This window comes from Mesorhizobium sp. BR1-1-4, assembly GCF_020165375.1.
Lineage (GTDB): Bacteria > Pseudomonadota > Alphaproteobacteria > Rhizobiales > Rhizobiaceae > Mesorhizobium > Mesorhizobium australicum.
The window spans coordinates 31,008-51,062 of the sequence record NZ_JAIUIB010000002.1 but is presented as its reverse complement, the minus strand read 5'-3'; the positions used below and the strand labels follow the sequence as shown (position 1 = coordinate 51,062).

General features: G+C 61.7%; 16 protein-coding genes and 1 pseudogene. 13 read left to right on the top strand and 4 right to left on the bottom strand.

Translation table 11 applies throughout. The features are described 5' to 3' along the window. Positions 1-146: 146 nt before the first annotated feature. Positions 147-2,894 carry a type VI secretion system ATPase TssH gene (tssH, locus tag LB571_RS03490; protein ID WP_224585574.1) on the top strand — a complete coding sequence of 916 codons (2,748 nt, stop codon included), beginning with the start codon at positions 147-149 and terminating at the stop codon, positions 2,892-2,894. Here tssH and LB571_RS28910 read toward each other — a convergent pair. The 4 genes from LB571_RS28910 to LB571_RS03475 form a co-directional block, all read right to left on the bottom strand. Beyond that, entirely contained in the window at positions 2,875-3,225 is a 351-nt protein-coding gene (locus tag LB571_RS28910) for a hypothetical protein (RefSeq protein WP_411961413.1), read from the bottom strand. The genes tssH and LB571_RS28910 overlap by 20 nt on opposite strands. Positions 3,226-3,248: 23 nt before the next feature. Next, positions 3,249-3,338 (bottom strand): hypothetical protein, encoded by a 90-nt coding sequence (locus tag LB571_RS28905; protein ID WP_411961416.1) that lies wholly within the window; start codon positions 3,336-3,338, stop codon positions 3,249-3,251. Positions 3,339-3,583: 245 nt separating this feature from the next. Further along, positions 3,584-6,880 (bottom strand): autotransporter, encoded by a 3,297-nt coding sequence (locus LB571_RS03480; RefSeq protein WP_224585575.1) that lies wholly within the window; start codon positions 6,878-6,880, stop codon positions 3,584-3,586. A 312-nt stretch (positions 6,881-7,192) separates the two neighbouring features. Next, a complete protein-coding gene (locus tag LB571_RS03475; RefSeq protein WP_140789665.1) occupies positions 7,193-7,918 on the bottom strand; it encodes a hypothetical protein in 726 nt (241 codons plus the stop codon). 196 nt (positions 7,919-8,114) lie between these two features. On the opposite strand from LB571_RS03475, the gene LB571_RS03470 reads away from it, so the two are divergent. From LB571_RS03470 to LB571_RS03415, 12 genes and pseudogenes are all read left to right on the top strand, one after another. Next, positions 8,115-9,575 (top strand): caspase domain-containing protein, encoded by a 1,461-nt coding sequence (locus tag LB571_RS03470; RefSeq protein WP_224592350.1) that lies wholly within the window; start codon positions 8,115-8,117, stop codon positions 9,573-9,575. Between the two features lie 95 nt (positions 9,576-9,670). Further along, positions 9,671-9,985: a hypothetical protein gene (locus LB571_RS03465; protein ID WP_181763196.1), complete on the top strand. Its 315-nt coding sequence runs from the start codon at positions 9,671-9,673 to the stop codon at positions 9,983-9,985. 364 nt (positions 9,986-10,349) lie between these two features. Further along, a pseudogene (locus LB571_RS28900) lies at positions 10,350-10,475 on the top strand (hypothetical protein); the annotation flags it as partial. Between the two features lie 20 nt (positions 10,476-10,495). After that, positions 10,496-10,969 carry a hypothetical protein gene (locus LB571_RS03455; protein ID WP_224593052.1) on the top strand — a complete coding sequence of 158 codons (474 nt, stop codon included), beginning with the start codon at positions 10,496-10,498 and terminating at the stop codon, positions 10,967-10,969. Between the two features lie 366 nt (positions 10,970-11,335). Next, the gene (locus tag LB571_RS03450) at positions 11,336-12,364 is read left to right on the top strand and encodes a LacI family DNA-binding transcriptional regulator (RefSeq protein ID WP_015316711.1); all 1,029 of its coding nucleotides are present in this window, start codon (positions 11,336-11,338) and stop codon (positions 12,362-12,364) included. A 189-nt stretch (positions 12,365-12,553) separates the two neighbouring features. Beyond that, a complete protein-coding gene (locus tag LB571_RS03445) occupies positions 12,554-13,567 on the top strand; it encodes an SIS domain-containing protein (protein ID WP_224592348.1) in 1,014 nt (337 codons plus the stop codon). Between the two features lie 37 nt (positions 13,568-13,604). Next, positions 13,605-14,927 (top strand): ABC transporter substrate-binding protein, encoded by a 1,323-nt coding sequence (locus tag LB571_RS03440; protein ID WP_140665927.1) that lies wholly within the window; start codon positions 13,605-13,607, stop codon positions 14,925-14,927. Positions 14,928-14,931: 4 nt separating this feature from the next. After that, positions 14,932-15,891, top strand: a complete 960-nt coding sequence (locus LB571_RS03435) for a carbohydrate ABC transporter permease (RefSeq protein ID WP_224527425.1) — start codon at positions 14,932-14,934, stop codon at positions 15,889-15,891. A 5-nt stretch (positions 15,892-15,896) separates the two neighbouring features. Continuing rightward, positions 15,897-16,748: a carbohydrate ABC transporter permease gene (locus tag LB571_RS03430; protein WP_041163763.1), complete on the top strand. Its 852-nt coding sequence runs from the start codon at positions 15,897-15,899 to the stop codon at positions 16,746-16,748. A 19-nt stretch (positions 16,749-16,767) separates the two neighbouring features. Beyond that, positions 16,768-17,622, top strand: a complete 855-nt coding sequence (locus tag LB571_RS03425; protein WP_224592346.1) for a sugar phosphate isomerase/epimerase family protein — start codon at positions 16,768-16,770, stop codon at positions 17,620-17,622. Further along, positions 17,619-18,485, top strand: a complete 867-nt coding sequence (locus tag LB571_RS03420) for a PfkB family carbohydrate kinase (RefSeq protein ID WP_015316717.1) — start codon at positions 17,619-17,621, stop codon at positions 18,483-18,485. The genes LB571_RS03425 and LB571_RS03420 overlap by 4 nt, the downstream gene beginning before the upstream one ends. Position 18,486: 1 nt before the next feature. Next, positions 18,487-19,902, top strand: coding sequence for an NAD(P)/FAD-dependent oxidoreductase (locus tag LB571_RS03415; RefSeq protein WP_224592344.1), 1,416 nt, complete (start codon positions 18,487-18,489; stop codon positions 19,900-19,902). Positions 19,903-20,055 lie beyond the last annotated feature (153 nt).

Genomic DNA, 20,055 nt, shown 5'->3' with positions numbered 1-20,055 from the left:
CTGGTTCGTTGCGGGAGTTTGCTAGCCTTGTGTAACGACAAGGTGCCGCCCGAACGGGGCCAAAAGGGGCCCGCTCGTCACATGGCTTTGTCAAGCAGCCGCTTCTGTGGCAGGGTAGGGTCAGCAGTTTTCGGGGGCAGGTTCGAATGGAACAGCGCCGGTCGTCGCAGAGTTTCAAGCGCAAGGAACTCGTTGCGAAGCTCAATCCAACGGGGGTGCGCGCCTTCAAGGCCGCCGCCGACACGGCCAAGTTGCGCGGCAACCCTTATGTCGAGCTGGTCCACTTCGTCCAGCAACTGGTGCTGTCCGAGCGCTCGGACGTGCAGATGATCGTCGCTGATGCCGGACTGGATGTCAGCCGGCTGACGGCGGATATGACCCGTGCCGTCGACAAGCTGCCCTATGGCGCGACCTCGCTGGAGGAATTCTCAGATCACATCTTCCACGCCATACAGGAAGGCTGGAACCTGGCCACACTGGAATTCGGGGTAGAAGAGGTGCGCAGCGCGCATATTCTTCTCGCATGCCTGAAGACACCGGTGCTGGAAGGTCTGGTTTCGAAGATCAGCGCTGAATTCGACAAGATCGACGCGGATGGGGTTATCGCCCGCTTTTCCGATGTCGTCGAAGGCTCTCTCGAAGCCGGCTCACCGCCTGCCGCAGTCGCCGCCGAAACGTCGATGAATCGGGGCCCGGGGCGCGATTCGGCACTCGCCAAATACGCCACTGACCTCACCCAGCGCGCCCGCGACGACAAGATCGATCCGGTCGTCGGACGCGATGCGGAGATCCGCCAAATCATCGACATCCTGATGCGGCGCCGGCAAAACAACCCGATCTTGACCGGCGAGGCGGGCGTCGGCAAAACGGCGGTCGTCGAGGGCTTTGCCTTGCGCATTGCGCAGGGCGACGTGCCGCCGACGCTTCAGAACGTCAGCGTACGCATGCTCGATGTCGGGCTGATGCAGGCGGGCGCCAGCGTCAAGGGCGAGTTCGAAAAGCGGCTGAAGGCTGTCATCGACGAGGTTCAGCAGTCAGAGACCCCGATCATCCTGTTCATCGACGAAGCCCACACGCTGATCGGCGCCGGTGGCGCGGCGGGAACCGGCGACGCGGCCAATCTCCTCAAGCCCGCTCTGGCGCGCGGCGAGCTCCGCACCATCGCCGCCACGACCTGGGCCGAGTACAAGCAGCACATTGAGAAGGACCCTGCGCTGACCCGTCGGTTCCAGGTCGTAAAGATCGACGAGCCTTCCGAAATGGTGGCCGTATTAATGTTGCGCGGTGTCGCAGGCGTTCTCGAGCAGCACCACCAGGTGCAGATCCTCGACGAGGCGATCGAAGCCTCGGTTTCGCTTTCGCACCGCTACATCGCAGCCAGGCAGTTGCCCGACAAGGCGGTCAGCCTACTCGACACCGCCTGCGCGCGCGTTGCCATCTCGCAGCACGCGACGCCTGCCGAGGTCGAGGACATTCTGCGTCGTCGCCAGGCGCTCGAGGTCGAGAAAGGCATTATCTCCCGCGAGGCGGCGATCGGCATCGACGTGACCGACAGACAGCGGCGCGTAGAGGTCGGCTTGGCGGAAGCCGAGACCGCGCTTGCGCAGGCGCAAGCGCGTTGGGAGCGGGAGAAGGCGCTTGTGAGCGCGATTCTCGAGCTGCGCGCCAAGCTCCGTGGCGAGGGCATGCCCCTTGACGGGCAGGAGAGCGGGGAAGCTGCTCCGGGGCAAGCTGTCGGCGCGCCAGCGGGCGAGGCGCCTAGGTCACAGGCCGTTGCTGCCCACGAGCCTGCTCCTGCGCCCGATTCCGCCGCTGATCTGGCGCGGCTGCGCGAATTGATGGCGGAACTCGCCGCAGCCCAGGGCGAGACGCCGTTGATCCTGCCCTCGGTCGACCGCAACGCGGTGGCGGCGGTTGTCCAGGACTGGACCGGCATTCCGACCGGAAGGATGCTGTCCAGCCAGACCGAGAAAGCGCTCAAGCTCGCGGCCACCTTGTCCGAGCGCGTGGTCGGTCAGGACCATGCGATGGAGATGATTGCGCGGCGCGTTCAGACCAGCCGCGCCGGTCTCGGCGCACCGGAAAAGCCGGTCGGCGTGTTCCTGCTTTGCGGCCCCTCGGGCGTCGGCAAGACCGAGACGGCCCTGGCGCTGGCCGAGACGCTCTATGGCGGAGAGCAGAACCTGATTTCGATCAACATGTCCGAGTTCCAGGAGGCGCACACGGTCTCGACGCTGAAGGGCGCGCCGCCCGGTTACGTCGGCTATGGCAAGGGCGGCATCCTGACCGAGGCCGTGCGGCGCAAGCCCTATTCGGTGATTCTGCTCGATGAGGTCGAAAAGGCGCATCCCGATGTGCACGAGATCTTCTTCCAGGTCTTTGACAAGGGCATGATGGACGACAGCGAAGGGCGCCGGATCGATTTCAAGAACACGCTGATCCTGCTCACCTCGAATGTCGGTTCCGAGGTTATCATGGACCGCACGAGGAACGGCACCTTGCGCACCGGCATCGACGATCTGGACACCGCTTTGCGCGATCCGCTGCTGAAAGTGTTTCCTGCCGCTTTCCTCGGCCGCGTGGTGACAATCCCTTACTACCCGCTTTCGGACGCGATGATCGAGGCGATCACCGCACACCAGTTCGGCAAGATCGCGCGGCGTCTCAAAGCCAGCAACGAAGCCGAGTTGGTGATCGGCGAGGGTGTCATGGACATGGTCAAGGCGCGTTGCACCGAGATTGAATCCGGTGGGCGCATGATCGACGCCATTCTCACCAACACGTTGCTGCCGGAACTCAGCCGCGGCGTGCTCAATCGCACGCTTGAGGGCAAGAAGATGACGAAAGTCACCGTCGGTGCCTCGGCGCAAGGATTTACCTTCGTGTTCGAATAGAGCCCGACCGAGATTTGCCGTCTCGCATTCGAGCAATAGAGCCGCGAGTGTCGGTGACCTTGCGGTCGCCTTCCACTAAGCGGGCGCCGTCTCCCGAACGAAATGCCTGGCGAACCGCGTTCATAGGCAGGCGGACCGGAACAAAATCGGCATCGCGCATCGCACTGGGAATCTCGTCCGACATTGGTTCTCCAACCGGCCTCTGCGGATTGCCGAAAACCGACCGGCGGTCGCCTATCTCCACAATCTCTCCCGGATATATGACAGCGACGCGATGGGCGATGCGCTCCACGACCGCCATGTCATGGCTGATAAGCAGAATGGCGATCACGCTGCAGATCCATCCGCAGGTTGCTAGGCTGGGCCTAGATCGTGACCTCGAGCGAGGCCCACCGCTTCATCGGCGATGAGGAGACGGGGATCCAGCGCCAAAGGCCTGGCGATGCAGATGCGCTGTCGTTGACCGCCAGAAAGGCATGTGGATAGCGTTCGAGATGCTCGGGCTTGGCCAGTAGGTCGGCGGCCCGTTCACGCGCAGCACGATACGACTAGTCTCGAGGACCGCAGACCGACCATTGGTTCGCGCGGGTCAATGAACAGTGGGAGGTGGCGATCTGGTATCAGCGGCGAAATGCTGGCGAGCGTGTGCGCCGCGCCACGGTCATTCGGATCGCGGATACGTCACGCGACTAGAAGGCGACCTTCAGTCCGAGCTTGGCGCCGATGGTGGAACTGTCGGACGACACCTTGCCACGGACTTCGCCGTTGACGGTCGTCAACTCCGAGACCTTCAGGTTGAACCCGGCTGATAGCGCCGCGGAAAAATCGGCATCGTCAAAGGAAATCGTCCTGGTGTCGATTTCGGTCGTGTTCTTGTAACTGAAACGCTGCTGCAATTCGGCCCTTGCATAGGGGCTGAACACCATTCCGTTGCTTAGCTTGTAATCGCCATAGATCCCAGGCTCGAGCTTAAACGCGCCAAAGGAAAGCCGGCTCTTGCCGAACTGGTTGCCGCCGCTGTCGGTAAAGGGATCGCCTCGGAATGACACGCCAAGCAGGCCGCCACGCAGGTCAAAACGGGTGCGCTCGCCCAAGGTGAAGATGTGGCCGACCGATCCCGTAACCGCATAGCCCTCGGTGTCATAGCTGCCGGTGGTGCCGAGCACGCCGTTGGTCACGTCGCTACCGCCGAAGAAGCCGGAGGCGGAGACCAGGGCGTAGTTGTAGTCCTTGCGCAACAGCGCGTAGCCGCCGAACATGCCGGCCTTATTCGTGCCTTCGCCTATGGCGTCAAATCCGCCGAACGCGCCAAGGTTGACATCTGTCGAGGCATAGCCGGCGAAAACACCGATGTTGAGGCCATACTCATTGTCGAACTGGAAATGCTTGGCGGCATTGAAATCCAGGCTGATCGCGGCCGAAAAATCATTGGCATCGAACCTCGGACCAGGGCCATTCAAACCACCGCCACTGATAGTGTAGCCGTCATGCTCGGTATGAGCGAATTGGCCGGAGGCAAAGACGCCGAAGCTGGACGAAACCGGCACCATTCCAGATCCGGATGCGGGCGAAAGGGGGAGGTCAGCATCGATCGCGTCGCGGTTTATGCCGTAGAGAGCATCGATTGCCACCGTGACCGCGCCGGCGTTGGTGGCGCTGATCGGCGCCGCCGCAATACCGAAATTGGCCGGCGTGGCGCGCAGGAACAAGCCGCCATTCGGGCCAGTGACGATCGCATAGGTGAAAAGTGAGCCCAGCGTGCCTGGAGTGCCTTGGATGTTGAAAATCCCGGCAATCGGCCCGCCGGTCGAGACGATGATCGGAATATCGGTCGCCTGCGTGAATTGGGGCGTGCCCAGTAGGTTGACGATGATGGTGTTGACGCCGGTGGCCGAAAATGCGTTGGCGACGAGTTGGTCCGACTGCAAAGTCTGTTGATTGATGTCGAGACCGATGCTTGCTCCGTTGAGGGTGAGGCCGCCCAGCGTCAACACGTCATCGGCGGCACCGTCTGTCATGTTGATCAGCGAATTCGTCGCGATGATCGAACCTGGCATAGTGACGTTGCCGTTGATGAACAGCGTCGAGCCATTGCCGAGGTTCAGTTGGTTGATGCCTTGCGTGCCACCGCTGAAACGGAGCGTGGAATGATCGGCGGAGAAACTATCGAACCCGGCGAAATTCTGGCTTTTGCCCCCGGCAGCGAGGTCGGTATCGGTGACGGTGCCATTGGCATTGGTTCCGCTGAAAAGGACGTGATCGCTCAGATTGAGCGGATCGACCGCGCCGGATCCGTTGATGATGAGCGTGTCGGGTCCAAGGCCGGTGATGTCACCGCCGATGGTGCCGCCGGAGAGCTGGACGTGGTCGGCGTCGATACCACCCTTGATGGTGCCGCCGGAAACCGAAACTTGGTCGAATCCGGCACCGCCGCTGACATTGCCGTCGACGGTGCCGCCAGAGACCGTGATCGTGTCGTTGCCGTCGTCCCCCGAAACGGTGGATCCGATGGTACCGCCGCTGATGACAATCACATCGTCACCGGCGTCGCCGATGACCTCTCCCGCAAGCGCGCCGCCCGAGACGAATATCTGATCGTTGCCGGCGTTGCCTTCCAAAAAGCTGTTTACGGCACCCCCGCGCAGAGCGATGACATCATCGCCGGCCCCACCGCTCACCGAACCCGCGAGCGAGCCACCCGTCATGGTGAAGGTGTCGTTACCGTCCTCCAGTCCGACGGAGTCCGGTCCATCCACGTTCGGATCAATCCCTAGGATGGCATTGCCCGAAATTGATACGATATCGTTCTGGCTGCCAGCAAAGATCGAGCCGTCGATCCTGCCGCCGCTCACGTCAAAGCTGTTGCCGCCGCCTTCGCCGAACACCGAACCGATTACATGACCCGCGGTCATGTTGAAAAGATCGGCGCCCTCAGCGAGGTCGACGCGGCCCGGCGCCGCGGTCGTTCCGATGGTGCCGCCGTTAATGTCGACGGTGTCGTTGCCTTCGTTGCCGAATATGCTGCCACCGACGGTGGCGTTGTCGCTCACCGTTATCGTGTCGTTTCCGACATCTCCGTCAACATCGAGATCGACTGTGGCATTGCCGTTGATCGTGATGCGGTCGTCGCCTGCGTTTCCCGTCACGGAGCTCTGGACCGCACCACCGCTGATGTCCAGCGTGTCGTTGCCATCGTCACCGCTCAGGCTGCCGTCGAGGACCCCACCGGTCATGGTGAAACGGTCATCGCCGTCGCCAAGCCCAATGGCACCTCCTCCTTCCGAATCGCCGTAAACAATGGCGCCATTCTTGACGGTGACGCTGTCGGCGCCTCCATTTGTCAAAACAGAACCCACGACAATGCCGCCGTCGCCATCGCCGACGCTTGTATCGGTGCCCATGGTGATGGTGTCGATGCCATCGCCGCCGATGACTGAGCCGTCAATTTCACCGCCGGTCATCTCCAGCGAATTGTTGCCTTCGCCAAGGTAGATGGTGAAAATGCTGCCGCTGTGGATGATGACCGTGTCATCGCCCGCCCCAGTGTCGAGATTGGCGTCGACGTGCGGCGCGAACGGCTCACCGTTGAAAACCCCATCGGACATTTCGAACCGATCGTTGCCGCCAAGGAGTTGGATGGTTCCCGCTCCCGGCTGTAAGGAGGTCGTGGCCTGCGAGGTTATCGGCGGCAGGCCACTGACGTTGGGTGTAGGCGTACCGTTGTTGAGGATGCCGCCAACGATGTTCACAATGTCGTCGCCATTGCCATCATAGTCGTTGACGATGACAGTCGACGAGCTGTTGTCTTGCCCTTGGTAACCCTCGAACCCCGTCGTGAATACGCCCCCGACGTCCTGGACAGTTCCGGCTGTGTTGCACGCGACCGTGACCGACGTCGTTTGGAATGTCGTTACGGCGGAGATGCCTGACCCGACTGTTGTCGAGGCGCCTTCCGCGGTGGCGGTGCAGGCTGCCGCGCCAGACATTTGGAACGTGGACGCTGCCGCTAACGCAAGCAACGAGACACCCCCCAGTTGATAGACCCTGCGCGGCACTCTCATTCGACCTCACTTACGAGAAATCGATACCGTCACAAATCAGGCTATTAAAATCGCTCGTCGACCCATCTGGTGGGTTCGATGCCTTGCTGACCGGAAGTGTACGCGGCGCGCTGCCCTATGGCAATGGAAAGGCGTTCGCCCCCAGACCATTGTAACGCCATATGTGGCGACAAGGTCACTATCCAAAACTCGGATCGAGCTGCTGACATGGCAGTACATCAACGTCAAAGGAGACTATTATAGTTCAGAATAGGCTGCCGAAACGGTCATATCTCCTGCATGGGCGACCTTGCGGTCAAAGCTTGCCCATATTTCGCCGCCACATTGCTGCGCCCAGCGGTGGCAGAAAGAGAAATCGGTAGGCAAATCCACATCGGGCGTCACGATCTTTGAAAAAGGCGTCAGAAAGCTGTCGAACTGTGCGCTGTATTTGTTATGTTTGTAGCGAGACCGGTTCACCGTTTCTGGCAGCTTCTCGATTATCTCGGTGACGCAGTCGCGGGAAACCAGAAAGACGCCCGTGCCGCATAGCGACACCCGGACGAAGCCGCTCATCTCCTGCCGGGGTTCGATGATGGTTCCAACGAACTCCAGACTCCGTGCAAAGGCCTTGTCGAAGGGCAGTTTCGACAGCGAGTGAAGTCTGCGGAGATCGATCAGACGCCGAGGATACAAAGTGCCGACCACCGGCTTCTCAAGCGCCAGCATCGCGGCGATGAGATCAGGCGAAAAGCCCATGTCGCTGTCGATCATCAGGATGTGGCTGCAATCCGGTTTGTTGTAGTAGAAATTGGTCAGCAGATAGTTGCGGGAAAATGGGATATCCGTGTACTCGATTTCGGACAGCGTGAAGGCGTAGCTGGACAGGCTCTTGTGGGTCAGGGCCGCGAACAAGCTGCGGACGAACACGCTTTTGTAGGCTGCTCCATAAACCGGTAGCGCAAGGTTGATCTTGATCGGCATCTTGTCCTCCACAATCCAGCGACTGAGCCCATACAAGTCCCTTTCTTCTATCTTTGAAACGCGTCTTGGTATAAAATCTGCTGACCTTTGGGGGGCGCAGGTCCAGACGCTCGGGCACGCTTGCGTTTGCGTCGTGGTGCGCTGTTTCGAAAGTTGCGAGATCAACATTGACGCAGGCCGGAACGAGCATGCTGACATGACCCATCGCCTCAGACTGCTGTTTCGCATCCCGCTGCTTCTGCTTCTGATGTTCCTTGGCTCGGCTGGCGCTCGCGCCGCGGTCGAACAGACCCCGTCGCCGCAACCACGCAACCGGCTGGCGATCGTCATTGGCAATTCGAGCTATCAAAGCACCCGGCTTGAGCATCTCCCCAATGCGACGAACGATGCCATAAGGCTTTCAGAGAGCTTGAAGCGGCTGAATTTCGAAGTCCTGACTGGGACCGATCTTTCGACCGATGGTTTTGCCAAACTCCTGCAAGACGCTGATGCGCGATTGCCCGGCGCCAGTGCCGTTCTGATTTTCTACGCAGGTCACGGCGTCCAATTGAATGGCGAAAACTACCTGCTGTCGGTCGATACGCCCGATCCTGAAAGCCTGGAAAAACTGACGGGCAGCGCCATCAAGTTAAATGATGTGATCGCGCGGTTCGCGCGCCGCGATCGCCAGACATTCATATTCCTGGACGCCTGCCGCAACAATCCGCTCGGTTCCGGCCCAGGCGCGAGCAATGGTCTGGCGCAAGTTGAGGTCGGTGAAAACACATTCGTTGCTTTTGCCACTCAGCCTGGCAATGTCACGGCCGATGGTGGCGGCGAAAACAGCCCGTTCACCACTGCACTGCTGAAGAATGTCGAGATCCCCGGGCTCAGCATTTCGGACATGATGATCCGCGTGCGCAACGAAACGGAAGCGCTGACGGTCGGGCGTCAAGTACCTTGGGATCAATCGAACCTGCGCGAGCAGTTCTATTTCACTGAGCAACAGGTACTCGATCCGGGACAGTTGAGCGCAAGCCTTTCACGCATCCTGGCAGACCCCACAGCTAAGAAGAGGTTGCAGGTTGAACTTGCCTCAAATGATCTGCAAACAGCCGTGGTCATCGTTGGACAGACATTGCGGTCGGTCGAGATTCCGGCACCGTCATCCAGTTTGGCGGCGCCTGTTGGCACTCAGGTTGCCAACATGTCACCCACTGAAGGGGTTGAAGACGCTCGCCAAAGTGTCGTCTCCGGTCTCGAAACCCTTATAATCGGCGCCTCCGCGGGCGTAGCGGACAAGGACAGGACGGCCGATCTTGCACGCAACGTTCAGACGGAACTTCGTCGCCTGGGCTGCTATCGGATGCAGGTTGATGGGGACTGGGGCGCGGGCTCAATTCGTGCTCTCACCGACTATTACAAAAACACCAAGCAGGTCGCAGCAACGACCGAGCCAAGCGTCGGACTGCTCGGCGATCTATTTCTGCGCTCAGGCAGAATCTGCAAGCAACCGGTCATCGTCAAGGCCAAGCCGGCCAAAGTGGCCTCGGATGCCGCCCCGTCGCGAAACACCTCCGGCGGCATGACACCGAAGCGCTCGCAGGCCGCGCCGAGACGCCCCGCAGCTCCCCCACCCGACATTTCAGGCGGCATCGGCATTGGCGGTGTATTCTAGGCAGGGCCGCCTTTGCTCACCGGCCAAGTTGGCCGTAAACCGGCAAAAAATGGGCAACCCCAACCTCACGAGGTTTTTCATGCGGCGCACGGTCGGTGGAGGCGAAGGCCGGTTATTCGATCGCCTACCAAGCGGAGGTCGAGGCTGTGACAGCGGCTTTGAAGATTCAGGACAGACTCCCGCGTACGCTTGCAAACTCACTTTTCGGCGTTGTCTCCAAGCTCGAGATAATCGTTGCCGCAGATAGCGACATCGACGGCCCGACAGATTTTCCCTGGCCACACATTGAGTGGATCCTGCATGCCTTGAAGGCAACGCCGGAAGTGTGCCGCCTGAGCGGCCGGACCGATCCATCGTGCAGGCGGATTGTCGGCGATATCAAACAATCGCCGCCGATCTGGTCGGACTAGAAAAACACTCCGCTGACCTCCATTTCGGTTCAGTTGGAGACTTCAATCCCGCCTGATTGAATGTCCGCTATCGGCTCTCGATGCGAGAATTCTGTCAGTCCGCTCCCGGCCTTGTGTCCACCCCAAAGGTCGTTTTCTCTCCGGCAACTCCTTGCGAAGCGCACGGAGATTTGACGTCAAAACGTTCGGCGGTGTCGGACGACCGTTGTTTATGACCCTGCAATCGTCTTGCGACGGCCGGTTGGGGTGGAAAGCGCCCATTTAGGGGACTAGACTTAGCGACCATGCTGGAACCGCTGGATCGAACCTATGGATTGCGGATGGCGGAATCGTTTCGTTCAAGGGATTCGATTATCCGACACGCATGGCCGTCGTGCGTCTTGCCGATGGGGGGCTGTGGTTGTGGTCACCGGTCGAAAGGACGGCTGCGATCGAGGGTGAGATTCGAGCGCTGGGTCCTGTCCGGCATATCGTCAGCCCCAACAAGCTGCATTACCTTTTTTGGGGTGAGTGGCAGGCCGCATTCCCGGCCGTGAATTTGTGGGCGACGGCGGCGACAATCGCCAGCGCAGGCAACTCCGCTTTTCGGGGGTACTGGCCAGCGATCCGCCCGCCGAGTGGAGTGGGCAGATCGACCAGTTCTATTTCACCAATTCGCCATTCATGGACGAACTGATCTTCTTTCAGCGCGCATCGCGTACCGCTATCATCGCCGACCTCTCACAGAGCTTCAGCGAGACGTTCTTGAAACACCATTGGCCATGGTGGATGCGGCCAATCGCAAGACTTTCGAAAATGGTCGAAGGCTGGGGCTATCCGCCGATCGACTATCGCCTCAGTTTCCGCAACCGCGCAACCGCGCGCCCAAAGCTTCGTGAGTTGATCGGAAAACATCCCGAGCACGTCGTCGTGGCACATGGTGAGGTTGTCAGGACGGGTGGCGAAGCCTTTTTGCGGCGTGGCTTTTCATGGCTGCTCCATTAGTCCCAACGTCGCCAATTGGACGGTTGCCGAATGGCAGCTATCCGCTGACCTTACACAACAGCGGACGGTCGTCCGGCCCCAACCAGTCGAGCTTCCCCTTGGTCAACAAGCCTTTATCGACTCTTTTTGTAGGATAAGGTAGAGACACGCCTTGCATTGAACACTAGCCCTTCTCCTGGTCCGAAGGTTCGCCAGACCGTACGAGATCATACGAAGGATACGGGTTGGCTAACCATCCGGTAAGCCATTGGATTTGTTGAGGAAATTTACACCCTCCGGGCCCACCATTGTTGTTATTTACCAATAGCGTACGGGCAAGTTCGCCCGCGGGTTCGCCAAACGGGATATTACCGTCCCGGGAGCACAATGATCGTGACGCAGAAAGGGATCACCCTGAAAGACGTGGCCGCCGCGGCCAACGTTTCGCGCGCCACGGCGGCGCGGGCGCTCAACAGTTATGGTTACGTCGGCGACGGTACGGCTTTGCGCGTGCTGGAAGCCGCCGAGCGACTGGGCTATCGCGCCAACCTCGTCGCGCAGGCCCTGCGCAGCGGGCAACTGCCGATCGTCGGCTTCATTCCCGGCGACATCCAGAATCCGTTCTTCGCGCGCATTGCCCATGATATCGAGGCGGAACTGCGCAGGCATCGCCACAATCTTCTGATCGCCAGCAGCGAAGAGAATGTCGAACAGGAAAAGGAACTGCTCGAAAGCCTGCGTTCGCTCAGCATCCGTGGCTTCATTCTCGCGCCGACCTCGGCGACGGACAGCCAGCATATCGTGCAGCTCGCCCGTGAGGGCACGCCGGTCGTGCTGATCGACCGTGTCGTCAAGGAAGTGCACTGCGACAGCGTCGTCGTCGACAATGAAGGCGGTGCGCGCGCGGCCGTGGACTACCTGGTTGCCAATGGCCATGAGCGCATCGGCCTGTTGCGGGACGAATCGCGCATCTTCACCGCGCAGGAGCGCCTTGCCGGTTACCAGAACTCGCTTGCGGCGCATGGCATTGCCCTCGACCCGTCGCTGGTCAGCGTGTCACGCTCGACCGTGGAACATGCTGTCGAAGCCACCATCCGACTGTTCAGCCGCCGCGATCGTCCGACCGCCCTGTTCACCGTGGACAGCCTGATGACCCAAGGCGCGTTGCTCGGCCTGCGCTCGATGGGACTGTCCATCCCGCATGATGTTTCGCTGGTCGGGTTCGACGATTTCAACCTCGCCACCTTCACCGATCCCCAGATCACCGTCATTGCGCAGCCGACAGCCGAAATAGGGCCGCTTGCCGCCAAAATGCTGCTCGACCGCCTGGCCGGCAAGAAGCTGGCCCCGCGCCACACGCGCTTCCCGACCCGTCTCATCGTTCGCGGCTCGGTCTCGCGGCTGCACGGGCGCTGATCGCCCGATCCAAATAGGCTCTTCCGCGAATTCGTCCTGTGAGGGGGCTTGCCAACCTCTGAAATGCGTGCGTTGAATATGTGAGATCGATCTCACAATCATTCGGATCGATGGTGGCCATGGCGATCCGCCGGCGGTGCCTGCAACGAGCGGACGCCCTGCCGCAGCGAAAATACGAGGAAGACCTGCATGCTCAACTTTGACAAAGACCGCTTCATCAAGATCCAGGGCGGAGCCGTCTCCTTCGCCGGAGAGGCGAGGGCGCTCATGCACCGGCTGCTCGGCGAGGGCGTCGAGCGGCTCTATTTCATGGGGACCGGTGGCGTGCAGCTTCTGACCCTTCCAGCGATCGAGCTGGCCGAGCGTCGTACGAGCTTCCCGGTGCGGGGAGAATATCCGGCGCAGGTCGTGCTTGATCAGCCCGCCGGGCTGGACCGGAAGTCGCTCGTGGTCATCCCGTCGCTGTCGGGCACGACGAGGGAAAGCGTGCAGCTGCTTTCCTTCCTGAAGCAGAGAGGCGTGCGCACGCTCTCGCTCACCGGCCATTCCGACACGCCACTTGCCAGGGAAGCCGATTTCACCTTCACGAACTTCGCGGAGGACGACACCTCTTCGGAGTCCTTCTATCTGCAGTCGCTGCTGATCGTGCTGGCACTGCTGGCGGAGCGCGGCGAATACGAGGACTTCGACGCCACGGTGGCCGAGCTCAAGAGACTGCCGGAACTGCTGGTTGGGGCAAAGGCGGCCTATGAAGACAGCGCGGCGAAACTCGCCGACACGATCAAGAACGAAACCTATCACATCTTCACCGGCGCCGGCTCCGTCTGGCCGCAAGCCTACTATTACGGCATGTGCATTCTGGAAGAGATGCAGTGGATCAGGACCAGACCGGTCCATGCCGCCGACTTCTTCCACGGCACGCTGGAGCTGGTTGAACCGGGTGTGAGCGTATTCCTCTTCAAGGGGGAAGATGCCAGCCGTCCGCTGGGTGATCGCGTCGAAAATTTCATCAAACGATACACCGACAAGGTGCACGTTCTCGATGCCGCGTCGGTCGAACTGCCCGGTATCTCGCCTGCTGTCCGCAAGCTGATCTCGCCGATCGTGCTTGCGACGTTGCTGGAACGGGTGAGCGCGCATCTGGAAGTGTTGCGCAATCACCCGCTGACGACGCGCCGCTACTACAAGCGCGTCGAATACTGATCACCTCACCTCATAAAAACGAAGAAGGGAACTGATCATGAAATATTCAACACAGGCGGCAATCGCCGCGCTTGCCGCGGCATCGGCACTGGGTCTGACAATGGGACAGGGTATCGGCGCCGAGGCGGTCCAGGCCGATCCGAACGCTAAGGTCGATTACCAGGGAACGCTGTCGGTCCTGACGAAATTCGGCGCGCAGCAGCTCGCGCCGTATTTTGTCGGCGTCGCCCAGGACTATGAGAAGCTTCATCCCGGCGTGAAGGTCGAACTCATCCAGGAAAGCGACGACAGCGTCAAGGACAAGACCAAAACGCTGGTCGCGTCGAACTCGCTCCCGGACATCTACTTTTCCTGGACCGGCAGCTGGGGCGGAAACTTCGTGCGCGGCCATCGCGCCGTCGACCTGACCCCGGTCATCGGGCCCGATACCGAGTGGGGCAAGACACTGACGCCGGCGGCCGTTCAGGCCTTCATGTACAATGGCAAATACTACGGCATTCCGCTCTATCTCGACGCAAAATTCATGGGCTACAACAAGCAGGCGTTCTCCAAACTCGGCCTGAGCGCGCCCAAGACCTTCGAGGAGCTCCTGTCGTCGTGCGAGACGATCCGGAAATCGGGCATGACGCCGATCTCTTTCGGCAACAAGGAAGCCTGGCCGGCAATCCACTATGTGGGGCAGCTGCTCGCCTACGACGTTCCGCAGGCGGTACTCGAGAAGGATTTCGACCCCGGCACGGCGGACTATAGCGACCCGGGCTATGTCGCCGCGCTCACCCAGTACAAGCAGCTCATCGACAGTTGCACGGATGGCGGCGCCTCGGTGAACGGCACCTCCTATTCGTCGGCCATCCAGACCTTCAGCAACACGAAATCGGCCATGTACTACCAGGAAATCATCGAGTTCGATCAGAGCGCGTCGGCGGATTCCGCTTTGAAAGTATCCGATCTGGGCTTCTTCACCCTGCCTGTGCCGAACGGCGCGAAGGGCGACGCGAAAGCGATCGAAGGCGCGCCGGAGGGCTACATGATCAGTTCCGCCTCCAGCAACATCCCGCTGGCGATCGACTTCATGAAATTCGTCACGTCCAAGCAGAATGGCCAGGTGCTCTCGGCTCCGCCCTACGGGCAGCCCAGCGCGACCATCGGCGGGGCGTCGGAAGCCAACATGAACCCTTCCGTCGTGGCCGGTCTCAAGGAGATCGCCTCCGCTTCCTACCTGATGCCGTGGCTGGACACGGTGAACCCGCCGCGCGTGGCCTCCGCCTGGCTGTCCAGCCTCCAGGCCCTCACCGGCGGCTCGATGACGCCGGAACAGGTCATGGAGCAGGTCAAGCAGGCGGCCGCGGCATCGAAATAGGCCAATGGCGAATCCCGGTCTGGCCAGAATGGAAGGCGCTGCCTTGAGCAACGCCAAGGGCGAGCCGGCGGCGAAAGCCGGCCGCCGGTTCCGCCACTGGGGCTCGCTCCGGTGGGTCGCCGTTGCGGTGATCCTGGTCGGCTGGTTCGTGTATTACCCGATCGTCGACAACTTCATCGTCAGCACCACCGACGAGGATATTTTTACCGGCGAGACCACGAATATCGGCCTCGCCAACTATGAGCGGCTGCTGCACGACCCGGTCGTCTGGGTGGCGTTGTGGAACAACACGCTCTACGCGTTGATCTCCATCGTCTTCCAGGTCGGCGGCGCCTTCGTGCTGGCGGCGCTGATCGAGGGGCTGGGCAGCGAGCGGCAAAGGCGCTTCTGGCGGGCGATTTATTTCATTCCGTCCGCGATCTCGATCACCGTGACCGGCCTGCTGTTCTATTTCATCTACCAGCCGGATATCGGGCTCTTGAACGCCGGGCTCAGGCGCATTGGCCTGGAACAACTCATCCAGCCCTGGCTCGGCGGCGAGCACACGGCGATCTACGCGATCATCGCGATGAGCCAGTGGCAGGGCTTCGGCTATTCGACGCTCCTGTTCGCGATCGCGATCCAGAAGATTCCGCGCGATCTCTATGATGCCGCGGTCATGGACGGAGCCGGACCGCTGCGCAGGCTGTGGAGCGTGACGCTGCCGCTGACCCGCGAGATGACCGGCCTGATGATCATTGTCACCATCACCGGCGCGTTCCAGGTGTTCAACGAGGTCATGGTCATGACCGCCGGCGGCCCCAACAACCGCAGCCAGGTGCTTGGCACATGGCTTTACCAGCAGGGCTTCATCCAGAACAATTTCGGCTACGGCGCCGCGATCGCCGCCGTGATCTTCGCCGTGACCATGATCACCGGAGCGGCCCAGCTTTGGTACACCAGGCGCCGGAGGGTCGAGCTGTGACGGTGATGGCGGCCAGCGGGCGGACCGCGCGCCCGGCCTTCGGGAGCGCTCTTGCGAAAGCCTTTCTGTACTCGTTCCTGATCTGTCTCGGCATCGTCGTGCTTTATCCGCTGGTCTGGATGGCGCTCAACGGCTTCAAGGATAATGGGCAGATCTTCGGCGACCCGTTCGCGCTGCCGTCGCGGTGGACCTGGGGCAATTATGTGCAGGCCTGGAACCGGGGCGTCCGCGACTATCTGGTCTCGAGCCTGCTGGTGACCGTCGCTTCAGCGATCTGCACGGTGCTGATCAGCGCCTGGACCGCCTACGGGCTGACGCGAACGCCAATGCCCGGCAAGCCGCTTATCGTCGGTCTGGTTCTTGGCGGCCTCATGCTCAGTCCGACCGTGGCGCTGATCCCGCTGGTGCGGATGCTGCAGGCCATCGGCCTCTACAACACCTACTGGGCGCTGATCATCCTCTACACGGCGTTCCGGATTCCGTTCAGCACCTTCCTGATCCGCGCCTACATGCTTGGGCTGCCGAAGGATCTCGACGAGGCGGCCCGCATCGACGGCGCCAGCGAGGGGCAGATCTTCTGGCGCATCATCCTGCCGCTGTGCCAGCCGATCATCATCTCCTGCATCATCCTGCACGTGCTGTTTGCCTGGAACGAGTATTTGTTCGCGATGGTCTTCACCAATGGATCGGCGGTGCAGACGCTGCCCGTCGGCCTCACCTCGCTGATGTCCAAGAACGGCACCAATTACGGCGTCGTCTTCGCGGCGATGACGATCTCGGCCCTGCCGATCGTCCTGCTTTTCTTCGCCGCACAGCGGTACTTCATCCGCGGCCTCTCCGAAGGCATCGGCAAATAAATCACCGGGAAGGACATCCATGTCGCAATTCAAGGTCGACCAGTTGATTGGGGCCAACTTCGCCTTCCAGCATTACGCATTCGAGCGCGTTGCCGAGATCCTTCGCGGCTTCGGCTTCAAGGAGATCGAGCTTTGGGGCATCGCGCCGCATCTCGACCTGTTTCATGCGACAGACGCGCATGTTCGATCGGCTCGCGAGATACTTGCGCAGAACGGACTGACGGTCTGGTGCTTCACGCCCGAGCAGGTGATCTATCCGATCAACATCGCGTCGGGCGACGGCGCATATCGCCGCGACAGCGTCAGGCGGTTCTGCCGCGCGGCGGACATATGCGCCGAACTGGGCGCCCGATATTTGTTCCTGACGTCCGGGCGTGGATATGAACACGACCCGCCGCAAGAGGCGTGGGCACGGTCGGCCCAGTCGCTCGCGGAGATCGCCGCCCATGCGTCCTCGGTCGGCGTGCGCTGCCTGCTCGAGCCGCTGCAACGCGTCGAAACCAACGTCGTCACCAATGCGGCGGGCCTGCGCGAAATGCTCGATGAGATCGGCGCCGACACCATGGACGTGGTCCTGGACACGGTCGGCATGGCCACTGCCGGCGATACCGTGGCCGACTATGTCAGGCTGTTCGGGCCGCGCCTCGGGCATGTCCAGATCGTCGACGGGCTGCCGGCGGGGCATCTTGTCTGGGGCGACGGCAAGCTTCCGATCGGCCAGTATCTCGACGACCTCGCTGCGTCGGGCTATCGGGGGAAACTGACCTTCGAGCCGTTCGGAAATGGCTCCTATGCTCTGGACCCGGTCGCGGCGTGGACACGCAATCTCAAGGCGATCGAGCCCCACATGACGCGGGCGCCGACAGCAGCATGACCGGAGGAGCACCGCCCAATCTGGTCGCCGTCGGTGACAACTGCCTCGACGTCTATCTCAACAAGGACCTCCTGACCGTGGGCGGGAACGCCCTCAACGTGGCCGTTCAATGGCGCCGCAATGGCTGGAGCGCACGCTATTTCGGCGCCGTTGGCGATGATCCTGAAGGCGAGATAACGCTCCGCGAGATCGAGACCGCCGGGCTGTCCCGCAACGATGTCGAGATGATCTCCGGCGACACGGCTGTAACCTTGCTGCGCGACCAGTCGGGCGACCGTACTTTCCTGTTCGAATCCTTCGGCGTCGGCGAGAATTACATGCCCGCGCCGCGCAACTGGCAGGTCATTTCGAAAGCCGATTGGGTGCATCTGGGCACCAATGCCAACGAGGATCTCGTGCGCCGCCTGGTTCGCGAGCGCGTGCCGTTCAGTCTCGACGTCTCGACCGCGCATCTGGCCTTGCCGCTGGAGGGCGTGCCTCTGGTCTTCGCGTCCGGTCCAGACGAGCCGAGCGTGCCGGTCGAGCCCCTCATGACCGCGCTGCGGTCGGCCGGGGCGCGCCAGGTCGTGCTCACCTGCGGCAGCCGCGGCGCCTATTTCGGCGACAGCCAAGGCGTTCGCCATGTCGAGGCGTCGCCGACCGCCGTCGTGGACACGTGCGGTGCGGGAGACAGCTTTATCGCCACCTTCATCACCGCGTTCTGCTTCGCGGGTCTCGATGCCGACGATGCCATGCGAAAAGCCTCTCTCGACGCCAGCAGGACCTGCACGCATCTCGGCGGCTTCCCGCAGGAACCGCGCCCCATCCCCGACTGGCTGCCGCTGAAATATGCCGACGTGATCAATCGCGAGACGAGGGTCTGACATGGCCACTTTACGGATGAGACAGCCGGCGGTCGCGGCGACAGCCGATCGGTCGTTCTGGCTGCAGGACATTGCCGCTGCCCCGGCGACCCAACCCTTGGTCGGCGGCGAGCAGGCCGACGTGGTGATCGTCGGCGGCGGCTATACCGGGCTGTGGACGGCGTTGCGGATCCGCGATCTGGCTCCCGAAACCCGCGTCATGGTGATCGAGGCCGATCAGTGCGGCTCCGGCGCTTCGGGGCGCAATGGTGGACAGGTGCATTCCTGGTTCGCCGAGCTCGATCAGATCAGCGCCGTCGTCGGCGAGGAGGAGGGGCGGGCGCTTTGCGCCGATAGCGTCGATGCCATCGCAGAGCTGGAGAAACTTCAACGCGACGGCACGATCGATATGGATCTTCGGCTCGACGGCTGGCTGTGGACGGCCAGTTCCTTGGCCCAGGAGGGAGCCTGGAACCGCGCTGTCGCGATGGCCGAGGCAGCCGGGGCCAACCGCTTCCGGCAGCTGACCGGCGAGGAGATCAAGCAGCGGACCGGGTCTTCCGCCTCCTATGCCGGCGTCGTCGAGGCGAATGCCGGAACCGTGCATCCAGCCAAGCTGGCCACCGGCCTGCGCGATCTGGCGATCGCTCGCGGCGTGGTCGTCCATGAGCGCAGCCCCGTCACCGAAATCGTGCCCGGCAGGACCTGCCTGGTCCGGACCGCGCAGGGCGAGGTGCGGGCCGGGAAGGTCGTGCTGGCGGCCAATGCCTGGCTGTCGGCGCTGCCCGAACTGCGACGGCATCTTTACGTGGTCGCGAGCCAGGTGGTCGCGACCGCGGAAATCCCTGACTTGCTCGACCGGATCGGCTGGCGAGACGGAGCCTCCATCTGCGACGCGCAGCGCCAGGTCCTCTATTACCAGCGCACTCCGAAAGGCCGGGTGGTCTTCGGCCGCGGCAGCGGCAACATCGCCTATGCGGGCAATTTCGGCCAAAGCTTCAACCGCAGCCCCGAACACGGACGGGACAATATCCGCGAACTGGCCCGCGTCTACCCCGAACTGCGAGGGGTGGCGATCGACTATGATTGGGCGGGCCCGATCGACTGCGTGCCGGAGCATGTCCCCGTCTTCGATCACTTGAAGGGTCATCCTAACATTTTCTTTGGCATGGGCTACAACGGGACCGGCATTGCCCAGACCCCAATCGGCGGCCGCGTCCTCGCCAGCCTTGTTCTGGAACGGAAGGATCGCTGGAGCAGCAGTGGGCTGGTGGGGCTCGATCGGCGCAAGACGATGCCTCCGGAACCGTTCCGCTATCTCGGCGCCAAGCTTGTGCGCGCCGCGATCGCGCGCCGGAACGACGTCGAGATCCGCAATGGGATGCCAGGCGCTCTAACGCGATTCCTGTCGGAACGCACGCCGGGCGGCGGGGGCTAGGCATCTTTAGACCCGCAAGGACCTGTTGTTGCGCCTTTCTGGTGAACACGGGCGCGGACGCTGGCGGTCCGATTATCCGAACGCCCTTCAGCTTTCCTTGTTGAGGTCGCCCGCGCCGGGAGTAATAGTTGCCCGGAAATTCGCGAGGAGGAA